The organism is Ciceribacter ferrooxidans, assembly GCF_004137355.1.
In the GTDB taxonomy this organism is placed as follows: domain Bacteria; phylum Pseudomonadota; class Alphaproteobacteria; order Rhizobiales; family Rhizobiaceae; genus Allorhizobium; species Allorhizobium ferrooxidans.
Map to the genome: position 1 here is coordinate 650,697 of NZ_SDVB01000253.1, position 26,442 is coordinate 677,138.

The 26,442-nt window shown below is 64.9% G+C and carries 20 protein-coding genes and 1 tRNA gene; 14 read left to right on the top strand and 7 right to left on the bottom strand.

What is annotated here, in order from left to right:
• Nucleotides 1-72: 72 nt before the first annotated feature.
• Both EUU22_RS19740 and aceA read right to left on the bottom strand, forming a co-directional pair.
• The gene (locus tag EUU22_RS19740; RefSeq protein WP_112689055.1) at nucleotides 73-318 is read right to left on the bottom strand and encodes an SMc00767 family acetate metabolism repressor; all 246 of its coding nucleotides are present in this window, start codon (nucleotides 316-318) and stop codon (nucleotides 73-75) included.
• A gap of 160 nt (nucleotides 319-478) precedes the next feature.
• Complete coding sequence (gene aceA / locus EUU22_RS19745) at nucleotides 479-1,768, bottom strand: isocitrate lyase (RefSeq protein ID WP_129333678.1); 1,290 nt, start codon at nucleotides 1,766-1,768, stop codon at nucleotides 479-481.
• Between the two features lie 237 nt (nucleotides 1,769-2,005).
• Between aceA and EUU22_RS19750 the strand changes: the two genes are divergently transcribed.
• The 5 genes from EUU22_RS19750 (at nucleotide 2,006) to EUU22_RS19770 (ending at nucleotide 7,645) form a co-directional block, all read left to right on the top strand.
• On the top strand, nucleotides 2,006-3,430 hold the full coding sequence (locus EUU22_RS19750; protein WP_129333679.1) for a helix-turn-helix domain-containing protein: 1,425 nt from the start codon (nucleotides 2,006-2,008) through the stop codon (nucleotides 3,428-3,430).
• 126 nt (nucleotides 3,431-3,556) lie between these two features.
• Nucleotides 3,557-4,654, top strand: a complete 1,098-nt coding sequence (locus EUU22_RS19755) for a polyamine ABC transporter substrate-binding protein (RefSeq protein WP_129333680.1) — start codon at nucleotides 3,557-3,559, stop codon at nucleotides 4,652-4,654.
• Nucleotides 4,655-4,743: 89 nt separating this feature from the next.
• Complete coding sequence (locus tag EUU22_RS19760; protein WP_129333681.1) at nucleotides 4,744-5,904, top strand: ABC transporter ATP-binding protein; 1,161 nt, start codon at nucleotides 4,744-4,746, stop codon at nucleotides 5,902-5,904.
• Nucleotides 5,905-5,914: 10 nt separating this feature from the next.
• Nucleotides 5,915-6,820 (top strand): ABC transporter permease subunit, encoded by a 906-nt coding sequence (locus EUU22_RS19765; RefSeq protein ID WP_129333682.1) that lies wholly within the window; start codon nucleotides 5,915-5,917, stop codon nucleotides 6,818-6,820.
• Between the two features lie 9 nt (nucleotides 6,821-6,829).
• On the top strand, nucleotides 6,830-7,645 hold the full coding sequence (locus tag EUU22_RS19770) for an ABC transporter permease (RefSeq protein WP_129333683.1): 816 nt from the start codon (nucleotides 6,830-6,832) through the stop codon (nucleotides 7,643-7,645).
• 9 nt (nucleotides 7,646-7,654) lie between these two features.
• Here the strand turns inward: EUU22_RS19770 and EUU22_RS19775 are convergent, their stop codons facing one another.
• Nucleotides 7,655-9,472, bottom strand: coding sequence for an AsmA family protein (locus EUU22_RS19775; RefSeq protein WP_165351228.1), 1,818 nt, complete (start codon nucleotides 9,470-9,472; stop codon nucleotides 7,655-7,657).
• Between the two features lie 181 nt (nucleotides 9,473-9,653).
• Here EUU22_RS19775 and EUU22_RS19780 point away from each other — a divergent pair, with 181 nt between their 5' ends.
• Nucleotides 9,654-11,606, top strand: a complete 1,953-nt coding sequence (locus tag EUU22_RS19780; protein WP_129333685.1) for an acetoacetate--CoA ligase — start codon at nucleotides 9,654-9,656, stop codon at nucleotides 11,604-11,606.
• 22 nt (nucleotides 11,607-11,628) lie between these two features.
• Here the strand turns inward: EUU22_RS19780 and EUU22_RS19785 are convergent, their stop codons facing one another.
• Both EUU22_RS19785 and EUU22_RS19790 read right to left on the bottom strand, forming a co-directional pair.
• Nucleotides 11,629-13,362 (bottom strand): ABC transporter permease, encoded by a 1,734-nt coding sequence (locus EUU22_RS19785; protein WP_129333686.1) that lies wholly within the window; start codon nucleotides 13,360-13,362, stop codon nucleotides 11,629-11,631.
• 35 nt (nucleotides 13,363-13,397) lie between these two features.
• Nucleotides 13,398-16,826, bottom strand: a complete 3,429-nt coding sequence (locus tag EUU22_RS19790) for a sensor histidine kinase (RefSeq protein ID WP_129333687.1) — start codon at nucleotides 16,824-16,826, stop codon at nucleotides 13,398-13,400.
• 229 nt (nucleotides 16,827-17,055) lie between these two features.
• Between EUU22_RS19790 and EUU22_RS19795 the strand changes: the two genes are divergently transcribed.
• Together EUU22_RS19795 and EUU22_RS19800 are read left to right on the top strand one after the other, a co-directional pair.
• On the top strand, nucleotides 17,056-17,505 hold the full coding sequence (locus EUU22_RS19795; RefSeq protein ID WP_129333688.1) for a phasin: 450 nt from the start codon (nucleotides 17,056-17,058) through the stop codon (nucleotides 17,503-17,505).
• 138 nt (nucleotides 17,506-17,643) lie between these two features.
• A tRNA-His gene (locus tag EUU22_RS19800) sits at nucleotides 17,644-17,720 on the top strand.
• An 80-nt stretch (nucleotides 17,721-17,800) separates the two neighbouring features.
• Here EUU22_RS19800 and EUU22_RS19805 read toward each other — a convergent pair.
• Nucleotides 17,801-18,232, bottom strand: coding sequence for a DUF1810 domain-containing protein (locus tag EUU22_RS19805; protein ID WP_129333689.1), 432 nt, complete (start codon nucleotides 18,230-18,232; stop codon nucleotides 17,801-17,803).
• 258 nt (nucleotides 18,233-18,490) lie between these two features.
• On the opposite strand from EUU22_RS19805, the gene EUU22_RS19810 reads away from it, so the two are divergent.
• Complete coding sequence (locus tag EUU22_RS19810; protein WP_205687922.1) at nucleotides 18,491-18,757, top strand: hypothetical protein; 267 nt, start codon at nucleotides 18,491-18,493, stop codon at nucleotides 18,755-18,757.
• Between the two features lie 94 nt (nucleotides 18,758-18,851).
• Nucleotides 18,852-19,535: a phosphoribosyltransferase gene (locus EUU22_RS19815; protein WP_129333690.1), complete on the top strand. Its 684-nt coding sequence runs from the start codon at nucleotides 18,852-18,854 to the stop codon at nucleotides 19,533-19,535.
• A 12-nt stretch (nucleotides 19,536-19,547) separates the two neighbouring features.
• Here the strand turns inward: EUU22_RS19815 and EUU22_RS19820 are convergent, their stop codons facing one another.
• Nucleotides 19,548-21,038, bottom strand: coding sequence for a ribose-phosphate diphosphokinase (locus EUU22_RS19820; protein WP_245485145.1), 1,491 nt, complete (start codon nucleotides 21,036-21,038; stop codon nucleotides 19,548-19,550).
• A gap of 186 nt (nucleotides 21,039-21,224) precedes the next feature.
• Here EUU22_RS19820 and EUU22_RS19825 point away from each other — a divergent pair, with 186 nt between their 5' ends.
• Genes EUU22_RS19825 through EUU22_RS19840 form a run of 4 tightly spaced genes read left to right on the top strand, consistent with a single transcriptional unit; the run spans nucleotide 21,225 to nucleotide 26,438 of the window.
• Nucleotides 21,225-22,259: a hypothetical protein gene (locus EUU22_RS19825; protein WP_129333691.1), complete on the top strand. Its 1,035-nt coding sequence runs from the start codon at nucleotides 21,225-21,227 to the stop codon at nucleotides 22,257-22,259.
• A 45-nt stretch (nucleotides 22,260-22,304) separates the two neighbouring features.
• Nucleotides 22,305-22,961, top strand: coding sequence for an ABC transporter ATP-binding protein (locus EUU22_RS19830; RefSeq protein WP_129333692.1), 657 nt, complete (start codon nucleotides 22,305-22,307; stop codon nucleotides 22,959-22,961).
• A complete protein-coding gene (locus EUU22_RS19835) occupies nucleotides 22,961-25,369 on the top strand; it encodes an ABC transporter permease (RefSeq protein ID WP_129333770.1) in 2,409 nt (802 codons plus the stop codon). Before EUU22_RS19830 ends, EUU22_RS19835 begins: the two co-directional genes overlap by 1 nt.
• Complete coding sequence (locus EUU22_RS19840; RefSeq protein ID WP_129333693.1) at nucleotides 25,359-26,438, top strand: lipocalin-like domain-containing protein; 1,080 nt, start codon at nucleotides 25,359-25,361, stop codon at nucleotides 26,436-26,438. The genes EUU22_RS19835 and EUU22_RS19840 overlap by 11 nt, the downstream gene beginning before the upstream one ends.
• Nucleotides 26,439-26,442: the final 4 nt, after the last annotated feature.

Sequence of the window (26,442 nt, forward strand, 5' to 3'; positions counted from 1 at the left end):
GATTTCCTCTGCCGGGGCCTTGCGCGGGCAAGTTCCGGCACCCATCGGGCGCCGGGTTGGGGATAGTCTTCCTCAGGCGGCGTTGCGGCCCTGAGTAACGATGACCGGGATCAGCAGGTCACCCCAGTTGCCGTCGCCGCCGTGATGGCGCGCGGAGCGGACGAGCTCGACGGATACGCCGGCGTCGACGGCCTTCATGACGGATTGGTTCAGGCGGTGCAGGTCGTTCGCGACCATGCGGATCATTGCCTGTTGCTCGGCGGTCATTGCCGATGCCTGTTCTTCTGCGCGTTCCTTGACTCGGGTCTGGGGTGTCATTGCATTTCTCCTCTTATATGTGGGGTTCTTGAAGCACCTCCCCCTCGAGGGGGAGGTCGCAGCGTAGCTGCGGGTGGGGGTGAACCTTTAGCGGTTGCGAAGGTCACCCCACCCCGGCACCTGCGTGCCGACCCTCCCCCTCGAGGGGAGGGTGCGATCCTTATTCAGCCGCCGGCTTGAACTGCTCGGTTTCGGTCGATTCCTTCATCGCCGTCGTCGAAGACTGGCCGGCGGTGATCGCGAGCGAGACGGCGTCGAAGTAACCGGTGCCGACTTCGCGCTGGTGCTTGGTCGCCGTGTAGCCGTTGGCCTCGGCCGCGAATTCCGCCTGCTGCAGCTCGGAATAGGCTGCCATCTGACGATCCTTGTAGCCGCGGGCGAGCTCGAACATGCCGAAGTTCAGCTGATGGAAGCCGGCGAGCGTGATGAACTGGAACTTGTAGCCCATCGCACCCAGCTCCTTCTGGAACTTGGCGATCGTCGCGTCGTCGAGGTTCTTCTTCCAGTTGAACGACGGCGAGCAGTTATAAGCGAGCTTCTTGCCCGGATGCGCCTTCTGCACGGCCTCGGCGAACTTGCGGGCCTGTTCGAGGTCCGGTTTGCCGGTTTCCATCCAGATCAGGTCGCAGTACGGAGCATAGGCGATGGCGCGCGCAATGCAGGGCTCGATGCCGTTCTTGACCTGGTAGAAGCCTTCCGCGGTGCGGCCGGCGTCGTAGTCGACGAAGGGCTTGTCGCGTTCGTCGATGTCCGAGGTCAAGAGCTTTGCGGCTTCCGCGTCGGTACGGGCGACGATCAGCGTCGGAACACCCATGACGTCGGCGGCGAGGCGCGCAGCGGTCAGGTTGCGGATGTGTGCGGCGGTCGGGATCAGAACCTTGCCGCCGAGATGGCCGCACTTCTTTTCCGATGCCAGCTGGTCCTCGAAGTGAACGCCGGCAGCGCCTGCCTCGATGAAGGCCTTCATGATCTCGAAGGCGTTGAGCGGACCGCCGAAGCCTGCTTCCGCGTCGGCGACGATCGGAGCGAACCAGGTATCGACCGAAAGGCCCTTGCCTTCCTGGGTTTCGATCTGGTCTGCGCGCTGAAGCGTGCGGTTGATGCGGCGTGCAAGTTCCGGCGCGGCATTCGCCGGATAGAGCGACTGGTCCGGATACATGGCGGACGCCGTGTTGGCATCGGCGGCGACCTGCCAGCCGGACAGGTAGATCGCCTTCAGGCCGGCGCGAACCATCTGCATGGCCTGGTTGCCGGAGAGTGCACCGAGAGCGTTGACGAAGGGTTCTTCGTTGATCAGCTTCCACAGGCGGTTCGCACCCATTTCGGCGAGCGAGTACTTGATCTCGACCGAGCCGCGCAGGCGCTTGACGTCTTCGGCCGTGTACGGGCGCTGGATACCGTCATAGCGGTCCTTCGGTGCGCTCGGAACGAGATTGTAAAAATCAGTCATAGCAAACTCCCTTTTGCTTCTGCGCCCAAGAAGCCCGATTTTTCTGTCGGCAGCTCCTCGCTCTTGATGTGACGATATTTACAGTGCGACGCAAAAAACGGCTAGAAAATTCGATAAAACAACGGGATGAAAGAGGTTAGGATGTCTTGCCTTTGACAGCGCGCCGCTGTAAAATTGTAAAAATCGTAAAAGCCTCTTGAGGCGTCAGATCGCGTTCGTTCTGTAAAGGTATGTAAAATGGCGGAGCACAAGATCTTTGCCGGTCCAAGGGTCCGGCGTATCCGCAACGGTCTCGGCCTCACCCAGACGGCCATGGCCGAGGCGTTGGAAATCTCGCCCTCCTACCTGAACCTGATCGAGCGCAACCAGCGACCGCTGACGGTGCAGCTGCTGCTGAAGCTCGCAGCCGTCTACAAGGTCGATCTCGACGAATTGCAGGGGGAGGCCGGCGGCACCGCAAGCCAGTTGCGGGAGGTCTTTGCCGATCCGCTGCTCGCCGGCGAGGTGCCTGGCGACCAGGAACTGATCGAGGTGGCCGAGGCCGCTCCCAATGCCGCAAACGGCGTGATCAAGCTCTACCGGGCCTATCGCGAGCAGGCGAGTCGGCTGACCGACCTCGCCGAACTGCTCGCCCGGGAGGGTCACGCAACCTCGCTCTCCGGCACGCGGTTGCCGATCGATGAGGTGCGCGAGACCTTCGAGAGGCGGCCGAATTTCTTCGCGCGGATCGAGGATGCGGCGGAGGCTTTCCACGCTGGGCTCGCGCTTTCGGCAGGTGACGATCTCGCCGTCGCGCTGAAAAACTGGCTTCGCGCCAAGCATGGCATCGTCGTGCGCGCGCTGCCGATCCATGCGATGCCCAATCTGCGTCGGCGCTACGACCGGCATTCGATGCGGCTCTTCCTGTCCGAGCGGCTCTCGCCCTTCGATCACCTGCGCGAAATCGCCATGGAGGTCTGTCTGCTGGCGCTCGGGGAGGAGATTCTCGCCGAGCTGGAGGCGCTCTCCTTCTCGACCGGCGAGGCAAAGCGCCTCGGCCGCTTCGAGCTCGCCCGCTATGCCGCCCACGCGCTCGTCATGCCGTACGGCGCATTTCTTTCGGCGGCCCAGCGTGCCCGCTACGATGTCGACGTGTTGCGCTCGCGGTTTTCGGTTTCGTACGAACAGGTGGCGAACCGGCTGACCATGTTGCAGCGCCCGGGTGCGGCCGGCATCCCCTTCTTCATGCTCGAGGTCGACAATGCCGGCCATCGTTTCCGCAAGGCGGGCGCGAACGGCTTTCCGCAGGCGAAATTCGGCGGCGGCTGCCCGAAGCTCAACATCCACGCCGCCTTCGCCCAACCGGCACAAATTCTCGTCGACCACGTGGAGATGCCCGACGGCACCGGCTTCCTGACGGTCTCGCGAACCTTGGACGGGCCGCAGGCGGGATTCAACGAACGGGTACGGCGTACGGCACTGCTGCTCGGCTGCGACATCGCCTATCGCGACGAGGTGGTCTACGGGCAGGCGGTCGCCGGAGGGCTGCCGGCGGTTGCCGTCGGTACGGTGTGCCGGCTCTGCGAGAGGCAGGGCTGTCTTGCCCGCGCCGAGCCTCCGGTGACGCGCCCGCTCGGCCTGGACGAAATGGTGACCGGGCTCTCCGCCTTCGACTTCCAGTGAGCGACGTCTTCTTCTCGACGTCGCCTTTTTCCCCTTGTCGCCTGCCGATTTCCTTTCTAGTCTGCCAAAAACAAAGAATAATGAAGGGCGTTCGCCCACCCCGGGGAATATAAGACAGGAGATACTATGAGATCGGCTTTCATCCGTCTGGCGTCGGCAGCCACGGCAACGCTGCTGTTTGCGGCCGCCGCGAATGCACAGGAACGCGTGGTCCACGTCTACAACTGGTCGGACTACATCGACGAGTCGGTGCTGGAAGAGTTCACGAAGGAGACCGGCATCAAGGTCGTCTACGACGTGTTCGACAGCAACGAACTGCTCGAGACCAAGCTGCTCGCCGGCGGCTCCGGCTATGACGTCGTCGTCCCGACGGCTCCCTTCCTCGCCCGTCAGATCCAGGCGGGCGTCTTCCAGAAGCTCGACAAGTCGAAGCTGCCGAACCTGAAGAACATGTGGCCGGACGTCATGGAGCGCCTGGCCAAGTATGATCCCGGCAATGAATACGCCGTCAACTATATGTGGGGCACGACCGGCATCGGCTACAACGTTGACAAGGTGAAGGCCGCCCTCGGCGACGTGCCGGTCGACAGCTGGGACGTCCTCTTCAAGCCGGAGAATGCCGAGAAGCTGAAATCCTGCGGCATCAACATCCTCGATGCCTCCGACGAAACCTTCGCGATCGCGCTCAACTATGTCGGCAAAAATCCGGACAGCAAGGAAGCGGCCGAACTCGAGGAAGGCGGCAAGGTCTATATGGACATTCGTCCGTCGGTGAAGACCTTCAACTCCTCCTCCTATATTGATGATCTTGCCAATGGCGACATCTGCATGACGATCGGCTGGTCCGGCGACGTGCTGCAGGCCAAGGCCCGTGCCGAGGAAGCCAACAACGGCGTCCACGTCGAATATGTCATTCCGAAGCAAGGTACCTATATGTGGTTCGACAACCTGGCGATCCCGGCGGACGCCAAGAATGTCGAGGAAGCCCACGCGTTCATCAACTTCCTGATGAAGCCCGAGGTCATCGCCAAGGCTTCCAACTACGTCCAGTACGCGAACGGCAACCTCGCTTCGCAGTCGCTGCTCGACGAAAGCGTCTTCAAGAACCCTTCCGTCTATCCCGATCCTGAGACGATGAAGAAGCTCTTCACCATCTCGCCCTATGGCCCGAAGGAACAGCGTGTCCTCAACCGAGTCTGGACACAGATAAAAACGGGCAACTGACCCGCAGGCGAATTGACCGGGCGCGCATCGACGCGCCCGGTGTCGTTTTCACGGGATAAACTTTTACATTCAGGAATTTGGGTCGGGCTATGGCGAAGTCTCTGGGACCGGTAAAGCGAAAATTCTCACCATGGACCGATCCGGGGGCGGTGCCCTTCATCCGCTTCGAGAACGTCACCAAGCGCTTCGGCGACTTCACGGCGGTGAGCAATCTCAGCCTCGATATCTACGAGCGGGAGTTCTTCTCGCTGCTCGGGCCGTCCGGATGCGGCAAGACCACGCTGATGCGCATGCTGGCGGGCTTCGAGGAGCCGACCGAGGGGCGTATCCTGCTGCAGGGCAAGGATATTTCGGGCGTTCCGCCGTATCGGCGGCCGACCAACATGATGTTCCAGTCCTACGCGCTCTTCCCGCATATGACGGTTGAAAAGAACATCGCCTTCGGCCTCGAACAGGACAAGCTGCCGAAAGGCGAGATCGACGCGCGCGTCCAGGAGATGCTGAAGCTCGTCAAGCTGGAGCAATTCGCCAAGCGCAAGCCGAACCAGCTTTCCGGCGGCCAGCGCCAGCGCGTGGCGCTCGCTCGTTCACTCGCCAAGCGACCGAAAGTGCTTTTGCTCGACGAGCCGCTCGGCGCGCTCGACCGCAAGCTCCGCGAGGAGACGCAGTTCGAACTCATCGACATCCAGACGACGCTCGGCCTCACCTTCCTGATCGTCACCCACGACCAGGAAGAGGCGATGACGGTGTCCGACCGTATCGCCGTCATGGACAAGGGCGTCATCGTGCAGGTGGCGACGCCGGCGGAGATCTATGAGGCGCCGAACAGCCGCTACGTTGCGGACTTCATCGGCGACATCAACATCGTCGAAGGCACCTTCGAGGGCCGGGCGAACGACGGCCGCAACGGCAGCGAAGTGGTCAGGGTTTCCTGCGGAAGCTTCACGGCCGCGGTCGAGCAGCAATGCGACGTGGCGCCCGGCGCGAGCGTCGCTTTCGCGGTCCGCCCCGAAAAGGTGCGCATCTCGCTGGACAAGCCGGCGGAAACCGCCACCAACGCGCTCTACGGCGAGGTCTGGGACATCGGCTATCTCGGCGACTTTTCGGTCTTCGTCGTCAAGCTGGAGGACGGGCGTACCTTCCGCGCCGCGCAGGCGAACATCTCCCGTCTCGTCGACCGGCCGATCACCTATGGCGATATGGTATGGCTGACCTGGCCGGCCGATGCCGGCCTCGTGCTGACGCGCTGAGGAGAGGACGATGGAAGGAGAGATATCGCTCCCCAAGGCAAGTCCGGCGCGCTGGCTCGTCGTTCTGATCCCCTATGCATGGATGGCGCTCTTCTTTCTCGCGCCCTTTTTCATCGTCGTGAAGATTTCCCTCTCCGACACCGCGATCGCGATGCCGCCCTATCTCCCCGTGTTCGAGGGTTTTTCCGCGCTTCGCGACTTCGTCTCCCAGCTCGATGCCGAAAACTACCTCTTTCTCACCGAGGACCCGCTCTATTACAGCGCCTATCTGTCGTCTCTGCGGATTGCGGTAATCTCGACCCTGCTTCTGCTTTTGGTCGGCTATCCGATCGCGCTCGGCATGGCACGTGCGTCCGTGACCATCCGGCCGACGCTGCTGATGCTCGTCATCCTGCCGTTCTGGACCTCGTTCCTCATCCGCGTCTATGCCTGGATCGGTATCCTGAAGCCGGAGGGCCTGCTGACGCTCGTGCTGCAGTGGATCGGCCTCTATGGTCCGGACGAGCAGGTGCAGATCTTCCGCACCGAGACGGCGATCTTCATCGGCATCGTCTATTCCTACCTGCCCTTCATGGTGCTCCCGCTCTATTCGGCGCTCGAAAAGCTCGACGGCACGCTCTTGGAGGCGGCGAGCGACCTCGGCTGCCCGCCATGGAAGGCCTTCTGGCGCATCACCTTCCCGCTGTCGATCCCCGGCGTGATCGCCGGTTCCATGATCTGCTTTATTCCGATCACCGGCGAGTTCGTCATCCCCGATCTGCTCGGCGGCCCGAACACGCTGATGATCGGCAAGACGCTCTGGACGGAGTTCTTCGGCAACCGCGACTGGCCGCTCGCCTCCGCGGTCGCCGTGGTGCTGCTGCTCCTGCTGGTCATTCCGATCATGATCTTCCAGAACCAGCAGCAGAAGGTGTGAGGTGACGCCATGAAACCGGGCAAGTTCGACGCCACCGTCCTCACCATCGGGTTCGCCTTCCTCTACCTCCCGATCGTGATCCTCGTCATCTATTCCTTCAACGAATCCAAGCTCGTCACCGTGTGGGGCGGTTTCTCGCTCAAATGGTACGGTGCGCTCTGGCAGAACCAGGGCCTCCTCGATGCCGCCTGGGTGACGATCCGCGTTGGCCTGCTCAGCGCCACGCTGGGCACCGTTCTCGGCACGCTCGCGGCATTGGCGCTGGTGCGCTACGGCCGGTTTCCGGGACGGGTGCTGTTTTCCGGCATGGTCTACGCGCCGCTCGTCATGCCGGAGGTCATTACCGGCCTGTCGCTGCTCCTGTTGTTCGTGGCGGTCGGTCTCGATCGCGGCATGCTGACGCTGACGCTCGCCCACATCACCTTCACGATGTGCTACGTCGCGATCGTCGTGCAATCGCGGCTCCTGACCTTCGATCGCAGCCTGGAAGAAGCGGCGCTTGATCTCGGTTGCCCGCCAGTCAAAACTTTCTTCAGGATCACACTGCCACTCATCATGCCCGCCGTCGTCTCCGGCTGGATGCTCGCCTTCACGCTGTCGCTCGACGATCTGGTCATATCGAGCTTCACGACCGGTCCCGGAGCGACGACCCTGCCGATCAAGATCTATTCTCAGGTCCGTCTGGGGGTCACGCCGGAGATCAATGCCGTCTGCACCATCCTCATCGGAATCGTGACGATCGGCGTCATCATCGCATCGATCACCACCAAGCAGCGCGAATTGCAGCGCCTGCGCGACGAGCACGTCGCCGCGACCCAGGCGTGACGGCGTTCCTCAGGGGGCAGGCGACATCACGGGATCGGGCCAGGATCCGCCGATGAAGAACCGAAGCGGCTTCGCCGGCGGTTCGCCGATTGCCGTGGGCGGCGAGAGAGTGGCCGAGAGCGCGAGCCCCTGGCTCGCATAGGGAATGATGCCGGAGAGTTGCAGGTCTTCCGAAGGTCCTTCCAGTCGTGCCTCGTCGATCGTCGCCGATCCCGAGGAGAGGTGTGCTGAGAAGACCAGCGTGTCGAAGGGCAGGTCGGCGCCGAGTGCCTCGCTGAGGTGGAAGAAGGGCTTCTCTCCGGCGAGGCGACGCAGTGCCACGGTATCGATGCCACGCAAGGCGCCGGCGCTGGCTGCAAATCGTACCGTGCCGTCGATGCCGGAGGGGTCTGCCGCCCATATGGGGCGGTCGGCTTTCAGGGTGACGTCGAGCGAGCCACGACCGCTCGGCAGCGGCCCCTTGAGCGCAAGGCGTTCGGCAAGATCCGGCAGGTCCGCGTCGGCGAGCGACAGCTGCAATGTCCCACCGCCCGCAAAACTCGGTCCTGCACCGTCGAGCCGCGCCTGCAGCCTGCCGCTTGAAAAGATACCGTCGGCAATGTCGAATTGAATCTTGTCATGAGTGGCGAGCAGGCTCGCGGCGATATTCTCGATCGTGAAGGGCGCGAGCCGTGCTTCGCCGGCCGACAGGGACAGGTCGAAATCGAGTTGGCGCGGAGATGCCTCGCCGGAGGTATCCTTCTGGGAAAAGGCGTCGAGCAGGCGGGCCACGTCGATCCGGTCGAAGGCAAGTGTGCCGGACAGCCGACGCCGTCCGCGCTCCGGCGGCGACAGTTCGAGAATGCCGGTCGCGTGGGCGTCGTCGACCGTGAGTTCCAGCTGGTCGAAACGCAGGTCGCGGCCGGTCTTGACGAGTTCGGCCGAAACGCTGGCTGTACGTGCGGTCTCGATGCCCGGCAGGTGCACGCCGCTCAGGGCAGCGAGCGACCTGACGTCGGCGATGCTGGCTTTCAGGGCACCGGAAATCAGGTCGTCCCCGGCGAGGCTCGCGCGCCCGTCGAAGGAGGCGGTCAGGATGGGCGAGCTCCAGGCAAGTCCGATTGATGCCTCGCGTCCGCCGAAAAACAGCAGCGGTTGCGGCGTCGAGAGGTCCAGGCGGGCCTCGCGCCCACCGATCCTGAGCGTCACATAGGCGGTAAGTGCCGAGGAAAGTCGCGGCCAGGAGACATCGGCCAGAATGCCGTCGACGACGAAGGTCCGTCGCGAGGTCTGGTCATGGATCGCGATGCTGCCTTCCTCGACCGTGACGGAGCCGACCTCGGCGTCGGCGGCTGCCTCCAGTGTCTGGTGGCCACCCTCGCGCGGACGAACGCTCTTGACCGCGCTGCTCAGGCGTCCCTCGCTCGCCCAGTCGAGTCGCCCTTGCTCGTCGCGCTCGACGAAGACGCGTGGACGCCCCAGGCGGAATTCGCGGAATTCGGGCGCGCCACGGACGGCGTCAAGCAGGCCGAACGAGGCGGAGAGACGTTCGATTTCCGCGAGCACCTTCTCTCCCTCGGCAGTCGGCTTGCTGATCCGCACGGCGTTGAGAGTGATCCGCGGTTCGGGGAAGAAGGAGATTTCCGGCGTCCCGTCGATCCGGACGGTGTGTCCGGTCCATTCCGCCACGGCCCGTTCCATCGCCGACCGCACGAGGCTGCTCGACACGAGATAGGGAGCAGCAAGGCGGGAGACGAGATAGACCGAAAGCGCCGCAACAACGACGACGAGTGTCCATTGCAGGACGCGTTCCGCCTTCCGCTTCTGCCGGCTCCTCTTCCTGCGCAAGGGTCTGCTCCGTTCGTCGGCCATGCTCGAATGTAAGCCCGTTCCAAGGTTTTGGCGATGCGGCGTCTCGACCGCCGATATCGCAAATGCCCACGACTGGCAATTCACCCGCTTACCGCGCCTGCGATCTTTATATTGCGGTGCAAACTGCTATACAGGCGAAGGACGTGAGGAGGACGCCATGCAACAGGAAATGCCGCTTTGGTCGCCGTCTGAGGAATTCCGAAAGTCGACGCCGCTTTATCAGTTCATGCAATGGTGCGGTGAGCGCACGGGACGCGACTTCCGCGATTACGATGCTTTCTACGACTGGTCGGTCGCAGACCGCAGCGCTTTCTGGTCGGCCGTCTGGGACCATTGCGATGTCCAGGGCGAGACGGGTGAGCGCCTGCTCGTCGACGGCGACGACATGCTCGCAGCCCGGTTCTTTCCTGATGCCCGGCTCAATTTCGCCGAGAACCTGCTGCCGCTCGCCGGCGACGGTGATGCCCTGATCTTCCGCGGCGAAGACAAGGCGGAAGACCGCTGGTCCTGGGATCGGTTGCGGTCGACGGTTTCGCGGCTGCAGCAGGCCTACCGGGCTCTTGGGATCGGAGAAGGCGACCGGATCGCCGCGATGATGCCGAACATGCCGGAAACGGTGGCCCTGATGCTGGCCGCTGCCTCCATCGGCGCGATCTGGTCGTCGTGCTCTCCGGATTTCGGCGAACAGGGCGTGCTCGACCGCTTCGGCCAGATCGAGCCGAAGCTATTCATCTGCTGCGACGGCTATTGGTACAACGGCAAGAAGCAGGACGTCGCCGACAAGGTGCGGACGGTCGCCGCGAAACTCGGGTGCCCGGTTCTCGTTGTCCCCTATGCGGGCGACGCGGATGCGCTCGCCGGCTCGCTTCCGGACGGCAGGACACTTGCGGGCTTCATGGCGCCTTATCAGGCAAAGACCGTCGAGTTCGTGCGGCTGCCGTTCTCCCATCCGCTCTATATCCTCTTTTCCTCCGGCACCACCGGCATTCCGAAATGCATCGTGCATTCGGCTGGCGGGACGCTCCTGCAGCACCTGAAGGAGCAGCGCTTCCACTGCGGTCTCCGTGCCGGTGAGAAGCTCTTCTACTTCACCACCTGCGGCTGGATGATGTGGAACTGGCTCGTTTCCGGCCTCGCGTCGGGTGCCACCCTCTGCCTCTATGACGGTTCTCCTTTCTATCCTGACGGCAACGTTCTCTTCGATTACGCGCAAGCCGAACGGTTCGCGATCTTCGGGACGTCTGCCAAGTACATCGATGCGGTCCGCAAGGGAGGCTTCACGCCGAAGATCACCCACGATCTGTCGTCGCTGCGGTTGATGACCTCGACCGGATCGCCGCTGTCGCCGGAGGGCTTTTCCTTCGTCTACGACGGCATCAAGTCCGACATCCATCTCGCTTCGATCTCCGGCGGCACCGACATCGTCTCCTGCTTCGTCCTCGGCAATCCACTCAAACCCGTCTGGCGCGGCGAAATCCAGGGACCGGGGCTCGGCCTCGCCGTCGACGTCTGGGACGACGAGGGCAAGCCGGTGCGCGGCGAGAAGGGCGAGTTGGTCTGCACCAGGGCCTTCCCGTCGATGCCGGTGATGTTCTGGAACGATCCGGACGGGGTGAAATACCGCGCCGCCTATTTCGAGCGCTTCGACAATGTCTGGTGCCATGGCGATTTCGCCGAATGGACGAGCCATGACGGCATCGTCATCCACGGACGCTCGGACGCCACGCTGAACCCGGGCGGCGTGCGCATCGGCACGGCCGAGATCTACAACCAGGTCGAACAGCTCGAAGAGGTTGTCGAGGCGCTCTGCATCGGACAGGACTGGGACGACGACGTGCGCGTCGTGCTGTTCCTGAGACTCGCGACCGGCGTCAGCCTCGACGAGGAACTGGTGAAGAAGGTGAAGAACCGCATCCGCACCGGTGCTTCGCCGCGACACGTGCCGGCCAAGGTGATCGCCGTTTCCGACATCCCGCGGACGAAGTCCGGCAAGATCGTCGAGCTCGCCGTTCGTGACGTCGTGCATGGCCGGCCGGTCAAGAACAAGGAGGCGCTCGCCAATCCGGAAGCGCTCGACCTCTTCGCCGATCTTGCGGAACTCAAGTCCTGATCGTCTCGCGGGGCCGGGGCGCTCAGCCCCGGTTCTCGAGCGAGCGAGAGACGAGCACGACCGGGATCAGCCCGGCGACGATGATGATGACAGCGGCGACCGAGGCGTCCTGCACCTTGGCTCGCGAGGCGTCCTCGTAAACGAGGGTCGCCAGCGTGTTGAAGTTGAAGGGGCGAAGCAGGATCGTCGCCGACAACTCCTTCATCGTCTCGATGAAGACGAGGAGAGCTGCGGTCAGCACGGCCGGCCGCATGTTCGGCAGCAGCACCTCCTTCAGCGTCTGGAAACGAGTTCGCCCGAGCGCCCGCGCCGCCATGTCGAGATGCGGCGAGAGCTTGTGGAAGCCGGCGTCGATGGTGCCCTCCGCCATGGTGAGGAAACGCACGGTCGCGGCGTACACAATCGCAAAGCCGGTGCCGGACAGCAGCAGGCCCGTCGAGACGCCGAACGCCGAGCGCAGCGCTCCGTCGACGGCGTTGTCGATCGCCGCGAGCGGGATCAACACGCCCATGCCGAGGATCGTTCCTGGCACGCCGTAGCCGAGCGAGGCGAGGCGGCTCGCACCCGCCGTCAGTCTTGTGCGCTCGGTGCGTGCTGCATAGGCGAGCATGAAGGCGAGAAGGATCGTCGCCACGGCCGCCGATGAGGAAACCAGGATCGAGTGGCCGAACGCCTTCAGAAGACGGGTGTCCGCGAAGTCGTCGAGGCGATGGAGCGCGAAACTCGAAAGAACGGCGACCGGCGTGACGAAGCCGACGAGAACCGGAATGCTGCAGAAGACGGTCGCGGCCCACCGGCGGGCGCCCGTGAGCTTCAGGCGCACGGCGTCGGGAACGACCGCCGTCGTCTTGTTGGACGAGAAGCGCTGCAGGCGCCGGGCACGGCGCTCGACGACCAGAAGGCCGACGACGAAGACGAGCATGACGCAGGCGATCTGGGCCGCGCCCGAAAGGCTGCCCCGGTTGAGCCAGGTGTCGTAGATCGAGAAGGTGAGCGTGTTGACGCCGAGATATTCGACCGCGCCGATATCGTTCAGCGTTTCCATCATGACGAGCGTCAGCCCGACGATGATGGCGGGCCGCGCCATGGGGATCTGCACGCGGGTGAAGACCCTGAGCGGTCCGGCGCCGAGGGTGCGCGCGACGTCGGCCGCGGCCCGGCCCTGCATGACGAACATCGAGCGGCAGGCGAGATAGACGTAAGGGTAGAGCACCGCCGACATCACCAACACGGCTCCGCCGAGCGAGCGTATGTCGGGAAAGCTGTAGTCGCGGGCCGACTGAAACCCGAAGAGCGCGCGATAGGCGCTCTGTACCGGGCCGGTGAAATCGAGGAATTCGCCGAAGGCGTAGGCCGCGAGATACGAGGGGATGGCGAGCGGCAGTACGAGCGCGGACGAGAGAAGGCGCCGCAGCGGGAAATCGCAGGAGGCGACGAGCCAGGCGGTTCCGATCCCGAAAAGGCCGGTGAAGACGCCGGTGGCGACAAGCAATGCCAGCGTGCGGCCGGTTGCCCGCGGCACCACATTGGTCAACATGTGCTGCCAGTCGCCGCTTTCGGCCAGCCCGATCACGAAGATCGCGACGATCGGCATGGCCACCACGACCGCGGCGACGATCGCCGCCAGGGAGGCAATGCCGAAACGGCCTCGTGCCGGCCTTGCATATCCTGTCGCTTCTCCGGACGTTTCGACCGACAAGCCCTTCGCCTCCGATACCAGATGCCTCGCCCGTGACGGGCGACCCACGACGACCATCTAGCGGAAACGGCCGGGGAAGGGAACCGGCGGCGTCAGTTCGCCAGGACGCGCGGCGAGGGGAAGGTGATCTCGACGAGCGTGCCTTCGTTCGGCGCCGAGTGGATCGCGAAGCTCGCCCGGTTGGCGTCGACCATCGCCTTGGTCAGCGGCAGGCCGAGCCCGGTGCCGTCGCTGCGGCCGCGCCCGCCCGCGGCGACCTGGCGGAACGGCTTCATCGCCATCTCGAGTTCGGTGCGCGACATGCCGATGCCGGTGTCGCGGATGCGCAGGACGACGCTACCGTTGCTCTCGTAGGAGGTCGACACGATGATCTGTCCGCCCGACGGGGTGAAGCGGATGGCATTCGCCAGGATGTTGAGCACGATCTGCTTGATCGAACGAAGGTCGGCGACCACGTTCGGCACAGACTGCGACAGGGCAGTGCGGATGATCACGCGCTGCGTGTTCGCCTGCGGCTGGACAAGCGAAACGGCAGACGCAACGGCTTCGTTCAGGCCGACGGCCTCGAAGTCGAGCTCCATTTCACCCGCCTCGATCTTGGAGATGTCGAGGAGGTCATTGACGATGTCGAGCACGTGGCGGCCGGAGCGAACGATGTCGTTGGCGTATTCGGTATAGCGCGGATGGCCGATCGGGCCGAAGCGCTCACCGGCCATCATGTCGGCAAAGCCTATGATGGCGTTGAGCGGCGTGCGGATTTCGTGGCTGACGCGTGCGAGGAAGTCGCTCTTGTGGGTGTTGGCGGTTTCGGCGGCGCGCTTGGCGTTGCGCAGCTCCTCCTCGGTCCGCTTCCATTGCGTGATATCGCGGATGACGGCGCAATAGCCGTTCGAGGCGGCGAGCTTGCCGATGGTCATGAACAGCGGCAGGAACCCGCCGGACGCCTCGCGGCCGATCACCTCGCGCCCGTCGTTCAGCACGCTTGCGACGCCGTGGCCGGCAAGACCCGCCAGATAGTCGAGAACCGCCTTCTGGCTCTCATGGGCGAAGAGCATCACGAAGGGTTTGCCGCGGGTCTCCGCCTCGTCGAAGTTGAAGAGTGCGCTTGCCGCGCGGTTCATCGAGCGGATGTCCCCTTCGGGACCGAGGACGACGACGCCGTCGGTGGCCGTTTCGAGGATCGAGCGCAGTTCCTCGATTTCCGCCTTCAGCGCCTGGTCTTCATCGGCAGGCTTCGGTGCCGGCTCGACGACGGTGAGCTGGACGGGTGGCCGGGTGGCCTTCACCGGAGCTTCGGTGGGGATGAGAGCAAGCAGGAGCGCACTCGACTGCTCCCAGCGCACCGACTGCAGGCGTGCGGTGACCGGCACCAGCTGATCGTCGGCGCGCACCACCACCATGCCGCTCGCCTGGTCCGCGGCGCCTTCCAGCTCCTGCCGCTGAAGCAGGGCGTCGAGGCCTCCAGCCTCTCCCAACGCCTCCAGGGAGGCGTACCCGGTGAGGTTCAGGAATTCGGGATTGGCGTGGATCAGCCGGTCGCCGACATGGACGAGCAGTGCCACCGGCATCAGGTCGACGACGTCCGGCGACAGGCCGATATCGCGACGGCTGCGCGGCAGGGCACCGGAGGGCGCCTGCGGGACTTCCCCTGCGGGCTCGTCCGGGATGGTTGTCGCGGTGTTCTCCGTAAGGACTGTGGCCTGTTCTTCCGTCTTTTCTTCCGTTTCCGGCGTCGTGGTTTGCGGCTCGGGCCTATCGATTCCGGCAACCGGCGGTTCCACCGTCTCCGCGCGGGCTTGTTCCTGTTGCGGCGCTTCGGCGCCGATCAGGCCGTTCGCTTCGAGCCGCCGGGCGATCTCGCGGAAAGCCGCCTGCTCGCCCGGCGTGAGGCCGTCGCGGCTGCGCGCGCGCCGCTCTTCGAGCTGCACCACCTTGTCGGAATGCCTTTTGCCGGGTGTCTCGGAGATGAGAAGCGCCGGCGGCTCGCCTTCTCCGGTTTCACGGGCAATGGAGGTTTCCGGCGGCACGGCTGCCGCGGCTTCCGGGGTCTCTGCGGCGGGCTCTGCGACCGGCGGCGAAACCTCGTCGGAAGGAGCGCCGAGCGTCAGGCCGGTGCCGGCGGGGTCCACCACGGCGTCCGCCAGCCGCACGATACCGAAGCCGCGGAAGCCGTCGAAATCGCGGTTGCGGTCGTAGGTGGGAAGCGCGGCGAGATCGACGGGCACACGCAAGGTCGTGCCTTCCACCGGCCAGGAAACCGAGCGCCCGGACCACGTGTCGCGACGCTTCAGGAGGTCGGCGATCTTTCCCTCTGGATCGAGGTTGAACGTCTGCGCGACTTCGATGAACGACCGCCCTTCGATCGCCGCCGAATGCGGTCCGACGGCTTCGGCAAATTCCTTCGAGACTTCGCTGAAACGGCCTTCGGCATCGATCTTCCAGACGAAGCGGGAGGCGCGATTGCTCGGACGGTAGACGAAGCCGCCGCCGGATTTCGTCTCGGACGTGGCCGCAGGCTGTTCGGAGGCGGCAACCGTTTCAACCGCAGCCGGAAATTCCGCTTCTTCGTGCAGTTCCTCCGCGGCTTGCGGTTCGACAGATGTCACGGCTTCTTCGACCGGAGCTTCCGAAGCGTACGCGACGAGAGGGACGATTTCTTCCGCCGCGACCTCTTCCGTCTCTGCTCCTTCCGCGTCCGGTGTCAGGACCTCGGGCGCCGTCTCGATTTCCTCGATGTCGCCGATCGCGTCGACCACGGCACCGTAAGCGGTTGCGGCATCCTCGACCGGCGGTTCTTCGGCCGCCGGCGATTCTGTCGCTGGCTCGTCGAAGCCGCCGCTCGGATCGAGATTGCCGAGGATCGTCTCTACTGCGAAGAGGAGATAGAGCGGCGGTTCGTCGGCGACCCTGCCGATCGCCGCCGGCAGATAGCCACGGCCGGTCGGGATCGGACGCTTCACCAGCCGGTCGCGGTCGGCATCGACGAGCGCCACCAGCGTGCGTGCCGTCTGCGGGGTGATCGACAGGCCGGAAAAGGCAGGCGAGGCCGCAACGATCCTGCCGTCGGCGGCGAGCATCGCCATGTGCGTGTCCGGATCGTCGAGCCCGGTCAGCATGTCGCTCGCGCATTCGTCGACGCTGGGCCGTCGGCCGGTCGGCGGGATTGCGAGCAGGATCACGGGCTCTCCGGCGCGGATCTCGACCATTTCCGCCGTCGCCTGGACGGGGACGCGCTGGAAACCCTGGGTCAGGCGGAGAAGCAGCGAACGCTGTTCGCCGACCTTCTGCAGCTGCCTCGCCGTCGATTCGATCTGGCGAAAGGCGAGGTCGCTCCTGTCCGGTCCCTGGTCGAGAAAGTCGTAAATGGAGCCGTTGCCGAAGAAGTGCGCGCCCGCGCCGTTCGCCCAGAGCACCTGCTCGAGTCCGGTGGAAAACAGCACAAGGGCCTCGCCGCGCGCAAAGCGCCCGCGGACACTCTCGTGCACGGCGACGTCGATGAACGGGTACTGCTGAACGGGCATGATGGACCTAAGTTAGCAACCGCCGCACTGTTCGGCAATTAACAGATTCTTAATATCTCCGGGTGTCGCGAGGGTCCAGCGCGGCACGGGGCTTTCGGGGAACACGGTTAACCGATCCGTTCATTGTGCGACGCACAAAAATGTTGCAATGCACAAGAGGGGGTGCTATATAAGGGATATCCAAACAATTCGGGACGCATCAGCGGTCCCAACAAAGGAGTGCATTGAAATGGCAAATGCAAAGAACAGCGACGTCTTCTCCTTCTCGGCCTTCGACCCGTCGAAGTTCACCGAGACCTTCCGCGACTTCGCCGAAAAGGGCGCCGCCCAGTCGAAGGACGCCTACGCCAAGATGAAGACCGCCGCCGAGGAAGCCAGCAAGACCGTCGAGAACACGATGCAGACCGCCCAGGCCGGCACCGTCGAACTCGGCCTCAAGGCCATCGAAGCCCTGCGCACCAATGCCGATATGTCGCTTTCCCACATGGAAGCGCTGCTCGGCGTGAAGTCGGTTGCCGAACTCGTCGAGCTCCAGACTGCGTTCCTGCGCAAGCAGGCCGAGGTGACCGTCGAGCAGGCGAAGGCCATGCAGGAAGCCGCCAAGAAGGTCGCCGAAACTGTCACCAAGCAGGGCAAGGAAGCCGCCGACAAGGCCATGTCCTCGCTGAAGGTCGCCTGATCCGCGCCTATCCGCATCATCGGAATAAAAGGACCGGGGCTTTGCTCCGGTCTTTTTTTGTCCATGTCGAAAAGGGCTTGAAAAAATCGCCGAGTGCTCGTATGTGACCCCCTACAACGTCCCCTGGACGCTGGTTGTGCGGTTGTAGCTCAGTTGGTTAGAGCGCAGGTTTGTGGCACCTGAGGTCGTAGGTTCGATTCCCACCAACCGTACCATTTCTCCTTTGTCCGACCCGGATACATAGGTAACAGTTTGTCCCTGAGACATGGGTAACAAGCTCGTCCCGGCCTTACCGCTATCTCTCCGCGCCGAGAAGCGACAGCGTGCGCGGATCGGGACTGCCGTAGAAGTGCGGGAGCGCCGCGCCGAAGGGATGTTCCGCGGCACCCGCCGCGAGAAACAGCGTCAGGCACGAACGGAACTTGGCGTCGTCGGGTATGCCGAAGATCGCGTTCGCGCTCCGCTCGGGATGCGTGAGCACGGCTTCGACGCATTCCGTCAGCCGAGGTCCGAGCAGGGGATGGGCGAGATAGGCGCGGGCTTCGTCGAGCGAGGCGATGCCATAATATTGCGCCATCGGCGAGTGGCCGAGGCCGGAAAGCTGCGGAAAGATGAACCACATCCAGTGCGTCCGTTTGCGGCCGTCGCGTAGCTCCCGCAATACGTCGGAATAGACCGGCGCCTGCGCCTCGACGAAGCGTTCGAGATCGAAACCGTCGCTCTCCATGTCCCTCCTCCATCTTCCCCCCACATGCGGGCGCCGCGGAACGGCTGCCCGCACCGGGCAGACGATTTTCGCGCAGCCGTGCAGGATTGCAACAGGTAGCATTCTGCCCATTTTTCGCCTGAAAGAGCCGTGATCTTGGCTGCCGGGGACAAAGAAGGCGCTCGGCGAGGACCAGCCGCGCGGAATTCCCGCCGTGACTTTGCCGTCCGAATCGGATGAGAGAGCCCGCTCGAATAAGAAGCATGAGGGAGGTAACCCTTGGATATTTCTGAAGACGACGTCACCCTGATCCGGGTGATGAAGCGCTACTTTGAAACCAAGGCCGAGGTCGGCGCCCTGAAGGCACAGCTCGAAGCGGCACGTCGCGCCGCCGGGGCGGAGATCGCGACCTTCTACGATCCGCGCAGCAATCTCGAACATGCGGATGTGATTGTCCGCCAGGAGCAGCTGAAGCGCGACATGCTGCGCCTGATGGACTGGGCCGAAGCCTGGGGGCGCGGCGAGACCAGCGGTTCGGCAGGCTAAGCCTCGCGGCGATCGGGCGATTGCGGCGAGCCCGTCGGTGGCGTTATGCTTGCGGTTCGAACGTGCAAGCTGCTCTTCGAAGGGAGATGGCCCCATGTCCTTTGCCGATCGGGAAGAGGCGGGCGAACGGCTCGCCACGGTGCTTGCCGCCTATCGCGGTACGGACGCTGTCGTGCTGGCGCTGCCGCGGGGCGGCGTCGAGGTCGGCCTGCCCGTCGCACGGGCGCTCGGCCTGCCGCTCGATCTTCTGCTCGTGCGCAAGATCGGCGTGCCGTTCCAGCCAGAGGTCGCCATGGGCGCGATCGTCGACGGTGACAGGCCGGAGGTCGTGCGCAACGAAGACGTGATCCGCTATGCGGGGGTGTCGGACAAGGATTTCGAGGCCGCCTGCCGCAAGCAGCTCGAAGAGATCGAGCGCCGCCGCGGTGTCTACCTCGAGGGGCGCGAGCCCGTCCCGGTCGGCGGCAGGACCGCCATCGTTGTGGACGACGGCGTGGCGACCGGGGCGACGCTGAAGGCGGCGCTGAAGGGCCTCGCCGCAAAGGACCCGCGCCATATCGTCGTCGCCATGCCGGTGATCCCCGCAAGCCTGATCCCGGAGCTGGAGGAACTCGCCGAAAAGGTCATCTGCCTCGAAGATCTCGGTCCGATCGGTGCCGTCGGCGCCCACTATCGCTATTTCCCCCAGCTCGAAGACGCCGACGTCGTCGCCTGCCTGGATGCCGCGGCGAAGCCAACCGCCGCAAGTCCGGCGGGCGGTGGCCCTCCGCCGGCCTGAGATCGCGGGCGATCAGTCGCCGGAAGGCACCTGGCAGCGAGTGATGGCCGCCGCGAAGGTCTCTGCGACCGAAACGGTTGCCAGCCGTTCGCCGAGCGGCGAGGCGGCGGCATCGACCTGCACGGTGTCGGTGATCAGCAGTTCAGCGATCGGCGCCCTGGCGAGACGTTCCTCCGCCCCTTGCGAAAACAGCGCGTGGGTCGCGATAAGCCGGACCTCCCTGGCGCCGCGCGCCATGCAGGCTTCGGCCACCCGAACCATCGTTCCGCCGGAGCTGATGAGATCGTCGATGATGATCGCCACCCGATCCTTCACGTCGCCGGCGAAAAGGTCGCCGGAAACGACGCCGGCGCTCCGCTGCTTTTCCATGAAGGCCTTGCCGACCGGTCGCCCGAGCTGCTTCTCCAGCCGCTCGCGGAAGCTGTCGGCGCGTTTGCCGCCGCCGAGATCGGGGGAGACGACGGTGACCTCTGCAGAGCCGACCTTTTCCGCGGTGTGGCGGGCGAAAGCGTCATAGGCGTCGAGGTGCAGCGTCGGAATGCGGAAGGACGACTGGTAGGCCGCGACATTGTGAGCTTCGATCGTGATCACGCGGTCGGCGCCCATCGCCTCGATGAGTTCGGCGACGTAACGGCCGGTCAACGGATCGCGCGACTTGGTCTGACGATCCTTCCGGAGATAGCAGAGATAGGGTGTGACGGCGGTCACGCTCTTCGCCCCGTTGGTCTTCAGCGTGGCGATGAAGAAGAGTAGCCGGCAGAGCCGGTCATTGGTCGAATGGCCACCGCCACCATTCAGGCTCGCGATGACGAAGGCGTCACGGCCACGCACGCCTTCGAGCGGTCGGGCCTTGTGCTCACCGTCCTCGAATTCCCGCTCTTCGAGCAGGCTCAATTCAAGTCCCATCGCGCGTGCGACCCTGCCGCCGAACTCGATATCGCGGGCGAAGGCGAAGAGGAGGGGCGCGTCTGTGGATGTGGTCCTGGCCGGGGCGGCCGCGGCCACGGCGACCGGGCGCAACAGCACGCCGCCGAATACCGCGTCGACCGATCGACCATCGCCGGAGAGGGGCGCGACGACGAGCTCGGCAACGATGCGGCCGCCGTCCGCGGCATGCGTCGTGAAGGTGGCGGAGATCGGTTCTCCCGTCCGGCAGACGAATTCGAACAGCATGCGCAGGCGCACACTTCCGCGCGGAAAGGCCGCATCCGACAGCAACCGTGTGTCGCCTTCCTCGCCAATCAGCGGGCGGACGGCTTCGGCGCCTGTATGGAGCACGTAGTCGCGCTCGGCCGTCTTTGCCCGGCGAAAGATGAAGGCCGCCCGGGGGCTGGCCAGCGCCGCGGGTTCGAGCGCGGCGACCGTTGGGGCGATCAGGTCGGCGCGCTTGTCTTTCCAAACATCAAGAAGCGTCGCGAGTACCTCGTCGCGCGGACTGGGCGCGCTGTCGATGCGGTCGAAGAACTGCTTCAGGCCGGGGTCGAGTTGGGCAAGCACCGTCATGATAACCTCGCATTGGATGCGTGAGCGTCGGCCTTGAGCCTTGTCACGTCTGCAGGGCCTCCGTCTTGATCGGCATCAAAAGACAGTACGCGGCCTTCCGCAAGACGCACGTTGACACGCGTCAAGGCATCCCTGTCTAATCCTTCGCATATTATGATGCCTTCATGAACGGAAGCCATAGGCCTCATGCCGGTTACGATCGAAGAAAAGCTCGACGCGCTCCGAAATCCCGCGATCTACGGCAACGCGGCGGGTGAGGTGAAGGCCGTAGAAACCCATATGTCCTGGGTCTTTCTCGTCGGTGACGAGGTCTACAAGATCAAGAAGCCGGTGCATTTTCCCTTCGTCGACTTTACGGCGCTCGAGGCGCGCGAGCACAATTGTCGGGAGGAGGTGCATCTGAACCGCCGGCTGGCGCCGGATGTCTATCTCGGCGTCGTCGCGCTGGTTCGCCGGGCAGACGGTTTCCTCGCGCTCGGAGGACCCGGCGAGGCGGTCGACTGGCTCGTCCGGATGCGTCGTCTGCCGGCCGAAAACATGCTGAGCGCGGTGCTCATTGCCGGTGGTGCCGACGGGATAACGGCAGACCGGCTGACGCGGGTGCTCGCGGACTTCTATCGCAAGGCGGAGCGCTCGCCACTCTCCCCGCAGGAGCATGTGCAGTGTTTCGAGAGTCAGCAGGCGCAGAACCGCCAGGTGCTCTGCCATCGGGATTTCGATGTCGATGCGCAGGCGATCCGGCGGGTGCTGAACCGTATCGACGAGTGCCTGCACGCGCTCCGGCCGTTGATCGAGGCAAGGGTTGCGGCTGGACGTTTCGTCGAGGGACACGGGGACCTGCGGCCGGAACACGTCTGCCTTACCGAGCCGATCACCATCATCGACTGCCTGGAGTTCAGCTACCTGCTTCGCCTTGTCGACCCCTTCGAGGAGATCGCTTTCCTCGGCATGGAATGCGCCTTCCTGGGCGTGCCTGAGATCGGCCGGGAGCTCTTCGCCCGTCTCGGGGTGGCGTTGAACGATACGATCGCGCCGGAACTCTATCAGTTCTATTCCGCCTTCCGGGCGGCGATGCGAGCCCGCATGGCGCTCGGCCACCTCGTCTACGGGCCGGCGACGAACCGCGCCGCCTGGGAACACAAGACCGACCGCTACATCGCACTTGCTGGGCATTTTCTCGCCATGCCGGAACTGGCGGCCGTCTCCATCCGCGGTATGTAATGGACGCCGCGCCGGACCTGCCCCGCGCGGAACAGGGGAGATGTGATGCTGCTTCGACTGCGAAAGGTCAGCAAGTCCTACATGACGGCCGAGGGGCCGCTCGAAATCCTGCACGAGGTCGATCTCTCGCTCGATGCCGGAAGCACGCTGGCGCTCACCGGGGAATCGGGTAGCGGCAAGTCGACCCTCCTTCATCTGGCCGCCGGCCTCGACGCGCCGGATTCAGGTGTGGTCGAGGTTGCAGGTCAGGAGATCGCGACCCTCGACGACGCAGGGCGGGCGGCGCTGCGGCGCGGCACCGTCGGGCTCGTCTTCCAGCAGTTCAACCTCATTCCCTCGCTCGATGTGGCGGCGAACCTTGCCTTTCATGCGCGGCTCGCCGGCCGACATGATCCCCGTTGGCAGGCGGAGCTGACCGAAAGGCTCGGCCTGACCGGTCTCGCGCGGCGCTATCCCGAGCAGCTTTCCGGCGGCCAGCAGCAGCGGGTGGCGATAGGCCGGACGCTTGCGGCACGCCCGAAGCTGGTTCTCGCCGACGAGCCGACCGGCAATCTCGACGAGCCGACGGGCGACGCCGTGCTGGCCTTGATGCTGACTCTGGTCGCCGAGACCGGGGCCGCTCTCCTGATGGTCACGCATTCTGAGCGGCTCGCCGCGCAGCTTGATCGTCGCGTCCACCTCAAGGCCGGGCGGATCGCGTGATGTGGCTCGCGGGGCTTGGCGCACTCCTTTCCCACTGGCGGCGCCAACCGCTGCAATTCGCCATGCTGTTTGCCGGGCTGGCACTTGCGACCGCACTCTGGTCGGGCGTGCAGGCGATCAATGCCGAGGCGCGGTCAAGCTATGGCCGGGCTGCAGCCATGCTCGGGCAGAACCGGCTCGAACAATTGGTGGCGAAGGACGGGGGATCGATCGCCGGTGACCGGTTCGTGGCGCTTCGACGTGGCGGCTGGCTTGCCTCGCCAGTGGTCGAGGGCGAGTTGCGGGTGGGCACCCTGCGCCTGCGGCTGATCGGCATCGATCCACTGACCTTGCCTTCGGAAGCGCGGCAGGTCGAGGTGACGGGTGGTGAGGCACTGCGCCGCTTCTTGACGCCGCCAGGCCTCCTCTTTGCAAATCCCGAGACGGCAGGGCAACTCGTCGGTGAAAGTCTCCCTCCCGTCGAGGTCTCGGAGGATCTGCCGGCGGGAACCGTCATCGCCGATATCGGCGTCGCCCGACGGCTTCTCGGGCAGACGGATTCCGTATCGCGCTTCGTGCTAGCTCGGGAGCAACCGCTCGGGCGGGCACCGCTCTCGGTCATCGCGCCGGATCTGGCGCTGCGAAAACCCGACGCGCAGGGCGATCTCGCCCGCCTCACCGACAGCTTCCACCTGAACCTCACGGCCTTCGGCATGCTCGCCTTCGTCGTCGGCCTCTTCATCGTCTATTCGGCGATCGGTCTTGCCTTCGAGCAGCGGCGGCCGACCTTGCGCACGCTTCGTTCGCTGGGCCTTCCGGCTTACGCCCTGACTGTCCTGCTCGTCGCCGAGCTGGCAACCCTTTCGCTGGTCGCCGGGCTCGTCGGCGTTGCGCTCGGCTATCTCGTCGCCTCGGCGCTGCTGCCCGATGTCGCGGCGACGCTCCGCGGCCTCTATGGCGCCGACGTGCCGCGGACGCTGCAGCTGCGGCCGGAATGGTGGGCGACGGGGCTCGCGATCGCCGTCGCCGGAACGCTCGCCGCCGCCGGCCAGAATCTCTGGCGTGCGGCCCGGATGCCGCTTCTCGCGCCGGCCCAGCCACGCGCATGGGCGCGCGCCTCGGAGGCGGGGCTGCGGGTACAGGCGGGCGCCGCCGTATCTCTGTTTGCCGTGGCACTCGCGCTTGCCCTCTGGGGACAGGGCCTCGTCGCTGGCTTCGCTCTGCTCGGCGCCTTGCTGCTCGGCGCGGCGCTCCTGCTGCCGGTGCTGCTGATGGTGCTGCTTGCGCTGTTCGAAAGGCTTTCGTCGGGACCGGTCTCGGCCTGGTTCTGGGCCGACACGCGTCAGCAGCTGCCGCGGCTTTCGCTGGCGCTCATGGCGCTGTTGCTGGCGCTTGCCGCCAATGTCGGCGTCGGCACCATGGTTGCGAGCTTCCGGCTCACCTTCACCGGCTGGCTCGACCAGCGGCTGGCCTCCGAGCTCTACGTCACCGCAAGGACGGAGGACGAGGCGCGTGTGCTGCGCAGCTGGCTTGAACCGCGCGTCGATGCCGTGCTGCCGATCTGGCATGTCGAAGGAGAGGTGCTGGGCCAACCGGCGGAAATCTACGGCGTCGCCGATCATGCGACCTACCGGGAGAAATGGCCGCTCATCGAGTCCGTGCAGGGAGTCTGGGACGCCGTTGCTCGCGGAGACGCAGCGGTGGTCAACGAGCAGCTCGCCCGCCGCCACGGGGTCGCGCCCGGCGACCGGCTGGCCCTGCCCGGTGGATGGAGGGTTACGGTCGCCGGCGTCTATTCCGACTATGGCAATCCGATCGGACAGGTGATCGTCGGCATCGATGCACTCACCACGCACTACCCTGAGGTGCCACGGCTGCGCTTCGGCCTCAGGCTTCCGCCGGCCGAAGCACCGGCGCTTGCCGAAGCTTTGCGGACGGAATTCGGCCTGCCGCCGCAGAACGTCCTCGACCAGGCGAGCATCAAAGAGCGCTCGCTGCAGGTCTTCGAGCGCACCTTCGCTGTGACGGCGGCACTCAACGTGCTGACGCTCGGGGTTGCGGGCGTGGCGATGTTCGCGAGCCTGACCACCCTTTCCGGCATCCGCCTCGCGCAGATCGCGCCGGTCTGGGCGATGGGCCTCACGCGAAGGCGTCTGGTTCTGCTCGAACTCCTGCGGACAATGCTGCTTTCGGTCTTCACGCTGGTTGCGGCGCTTCCCACCGGCATCGGCCTCGCTTGGGTGCTGCTTTCGGTCGTCAACGTCGCTGCCTTCGGCTGGCGGCTGCCGATGCACCTCTTTCCGCTCGACTGGCTGCGCCTCGCCTTCTTCGCCGGACTTGCCTCACTCGTTTCGGTTGCGTTACCGTTGCGGCGGCTCGCACGGGTGACGCCGGCCGATCTTCTCAAGGTCTTCGCCAATGAACGCTAGGGCGTACCTCCTTCTTCTGGTTCTTTCGGTTGTCGTCGCGGTGCCCGCTTCACCACAGGCGCAGGGGTTCGCCGGCCTCGGCACGCAGGCCGAGGGTTTTGCCGTTCCCGAGCGGGGCGTGCCGCTTGCCTTCCCGCGCGATCACGGCGCTCATCCCGACTACCGTATCGAATGGTGGTACCTGACGGCGAACCTGAAATCGGCCGACGGGCGAAGCTTCGGACTGCAATGGACGCTGTTCCGCTCCGCGCTGGAGCCCGGCGGCAAGGATGCCTCGCAGATCTGGATGGGACATGCGGCTGCGACTTCGGCCGAGCGACATTTGGTCGCCGAACGTCTCGCCCGCGGCGGCACCGGGCAGGCGGGTGTGACATTGGCGCCGTTTTCGGCCTGGATCGACGAGTGGAAGATGGAGACTCGCGTGGGCGAGGAGGCACTTGCCGCCGGTGCCGACCCACTGTCGAAGCTCGTCCTCGGCGCCTCGGGCACGGATTTCCGTTACTCGATGGAGCTGGAGGCGAAGGGGCCGCTGGTGCCGCAGGGGGACCGCGGCTATTCGGTGAAATCGGCCGAGGGGCAGGCGAGCTACTATTATTCGCAGCCCTTCTACACGATCAGTGGCACGCTGGTTCTGCCCGAAGGCGAGGTCGAGGTCACGGGCGAAGCCTGGCTCGACCGCGAATGGTCGTCGCAGCCGCTCTCCGCCGGCCAGACCGGCTGGGACTGGTTCTCCCTGCATCTCGAAAGTGGCGAGAAGCTGATGGCCTTCCGGCTGCGCGGCGATGCTCAGGGCTACATGTCCGGCACCTGGATTTCCGCCGACGGGCGGCCGACGCCGCTCGGCCCCTCCGATCTCGTGGTCACGCCGCTCGACACCGCGAGGGTGGCCGGCCATGTCCTGCCGGTTCGCTGGCGGGTGGAGGTTCCCGGCCACGGCGTCGACGTGACCACAGAAGCACTGAACGACGATGCCTGGATGGCCGTCTCGTTTCCCTACTGGGAAGGGCCCATCCGCTTTTCGGGATCGCATGAGGGACAGGGCTATCTGGAAATGACCGGATACAAATAGCCGC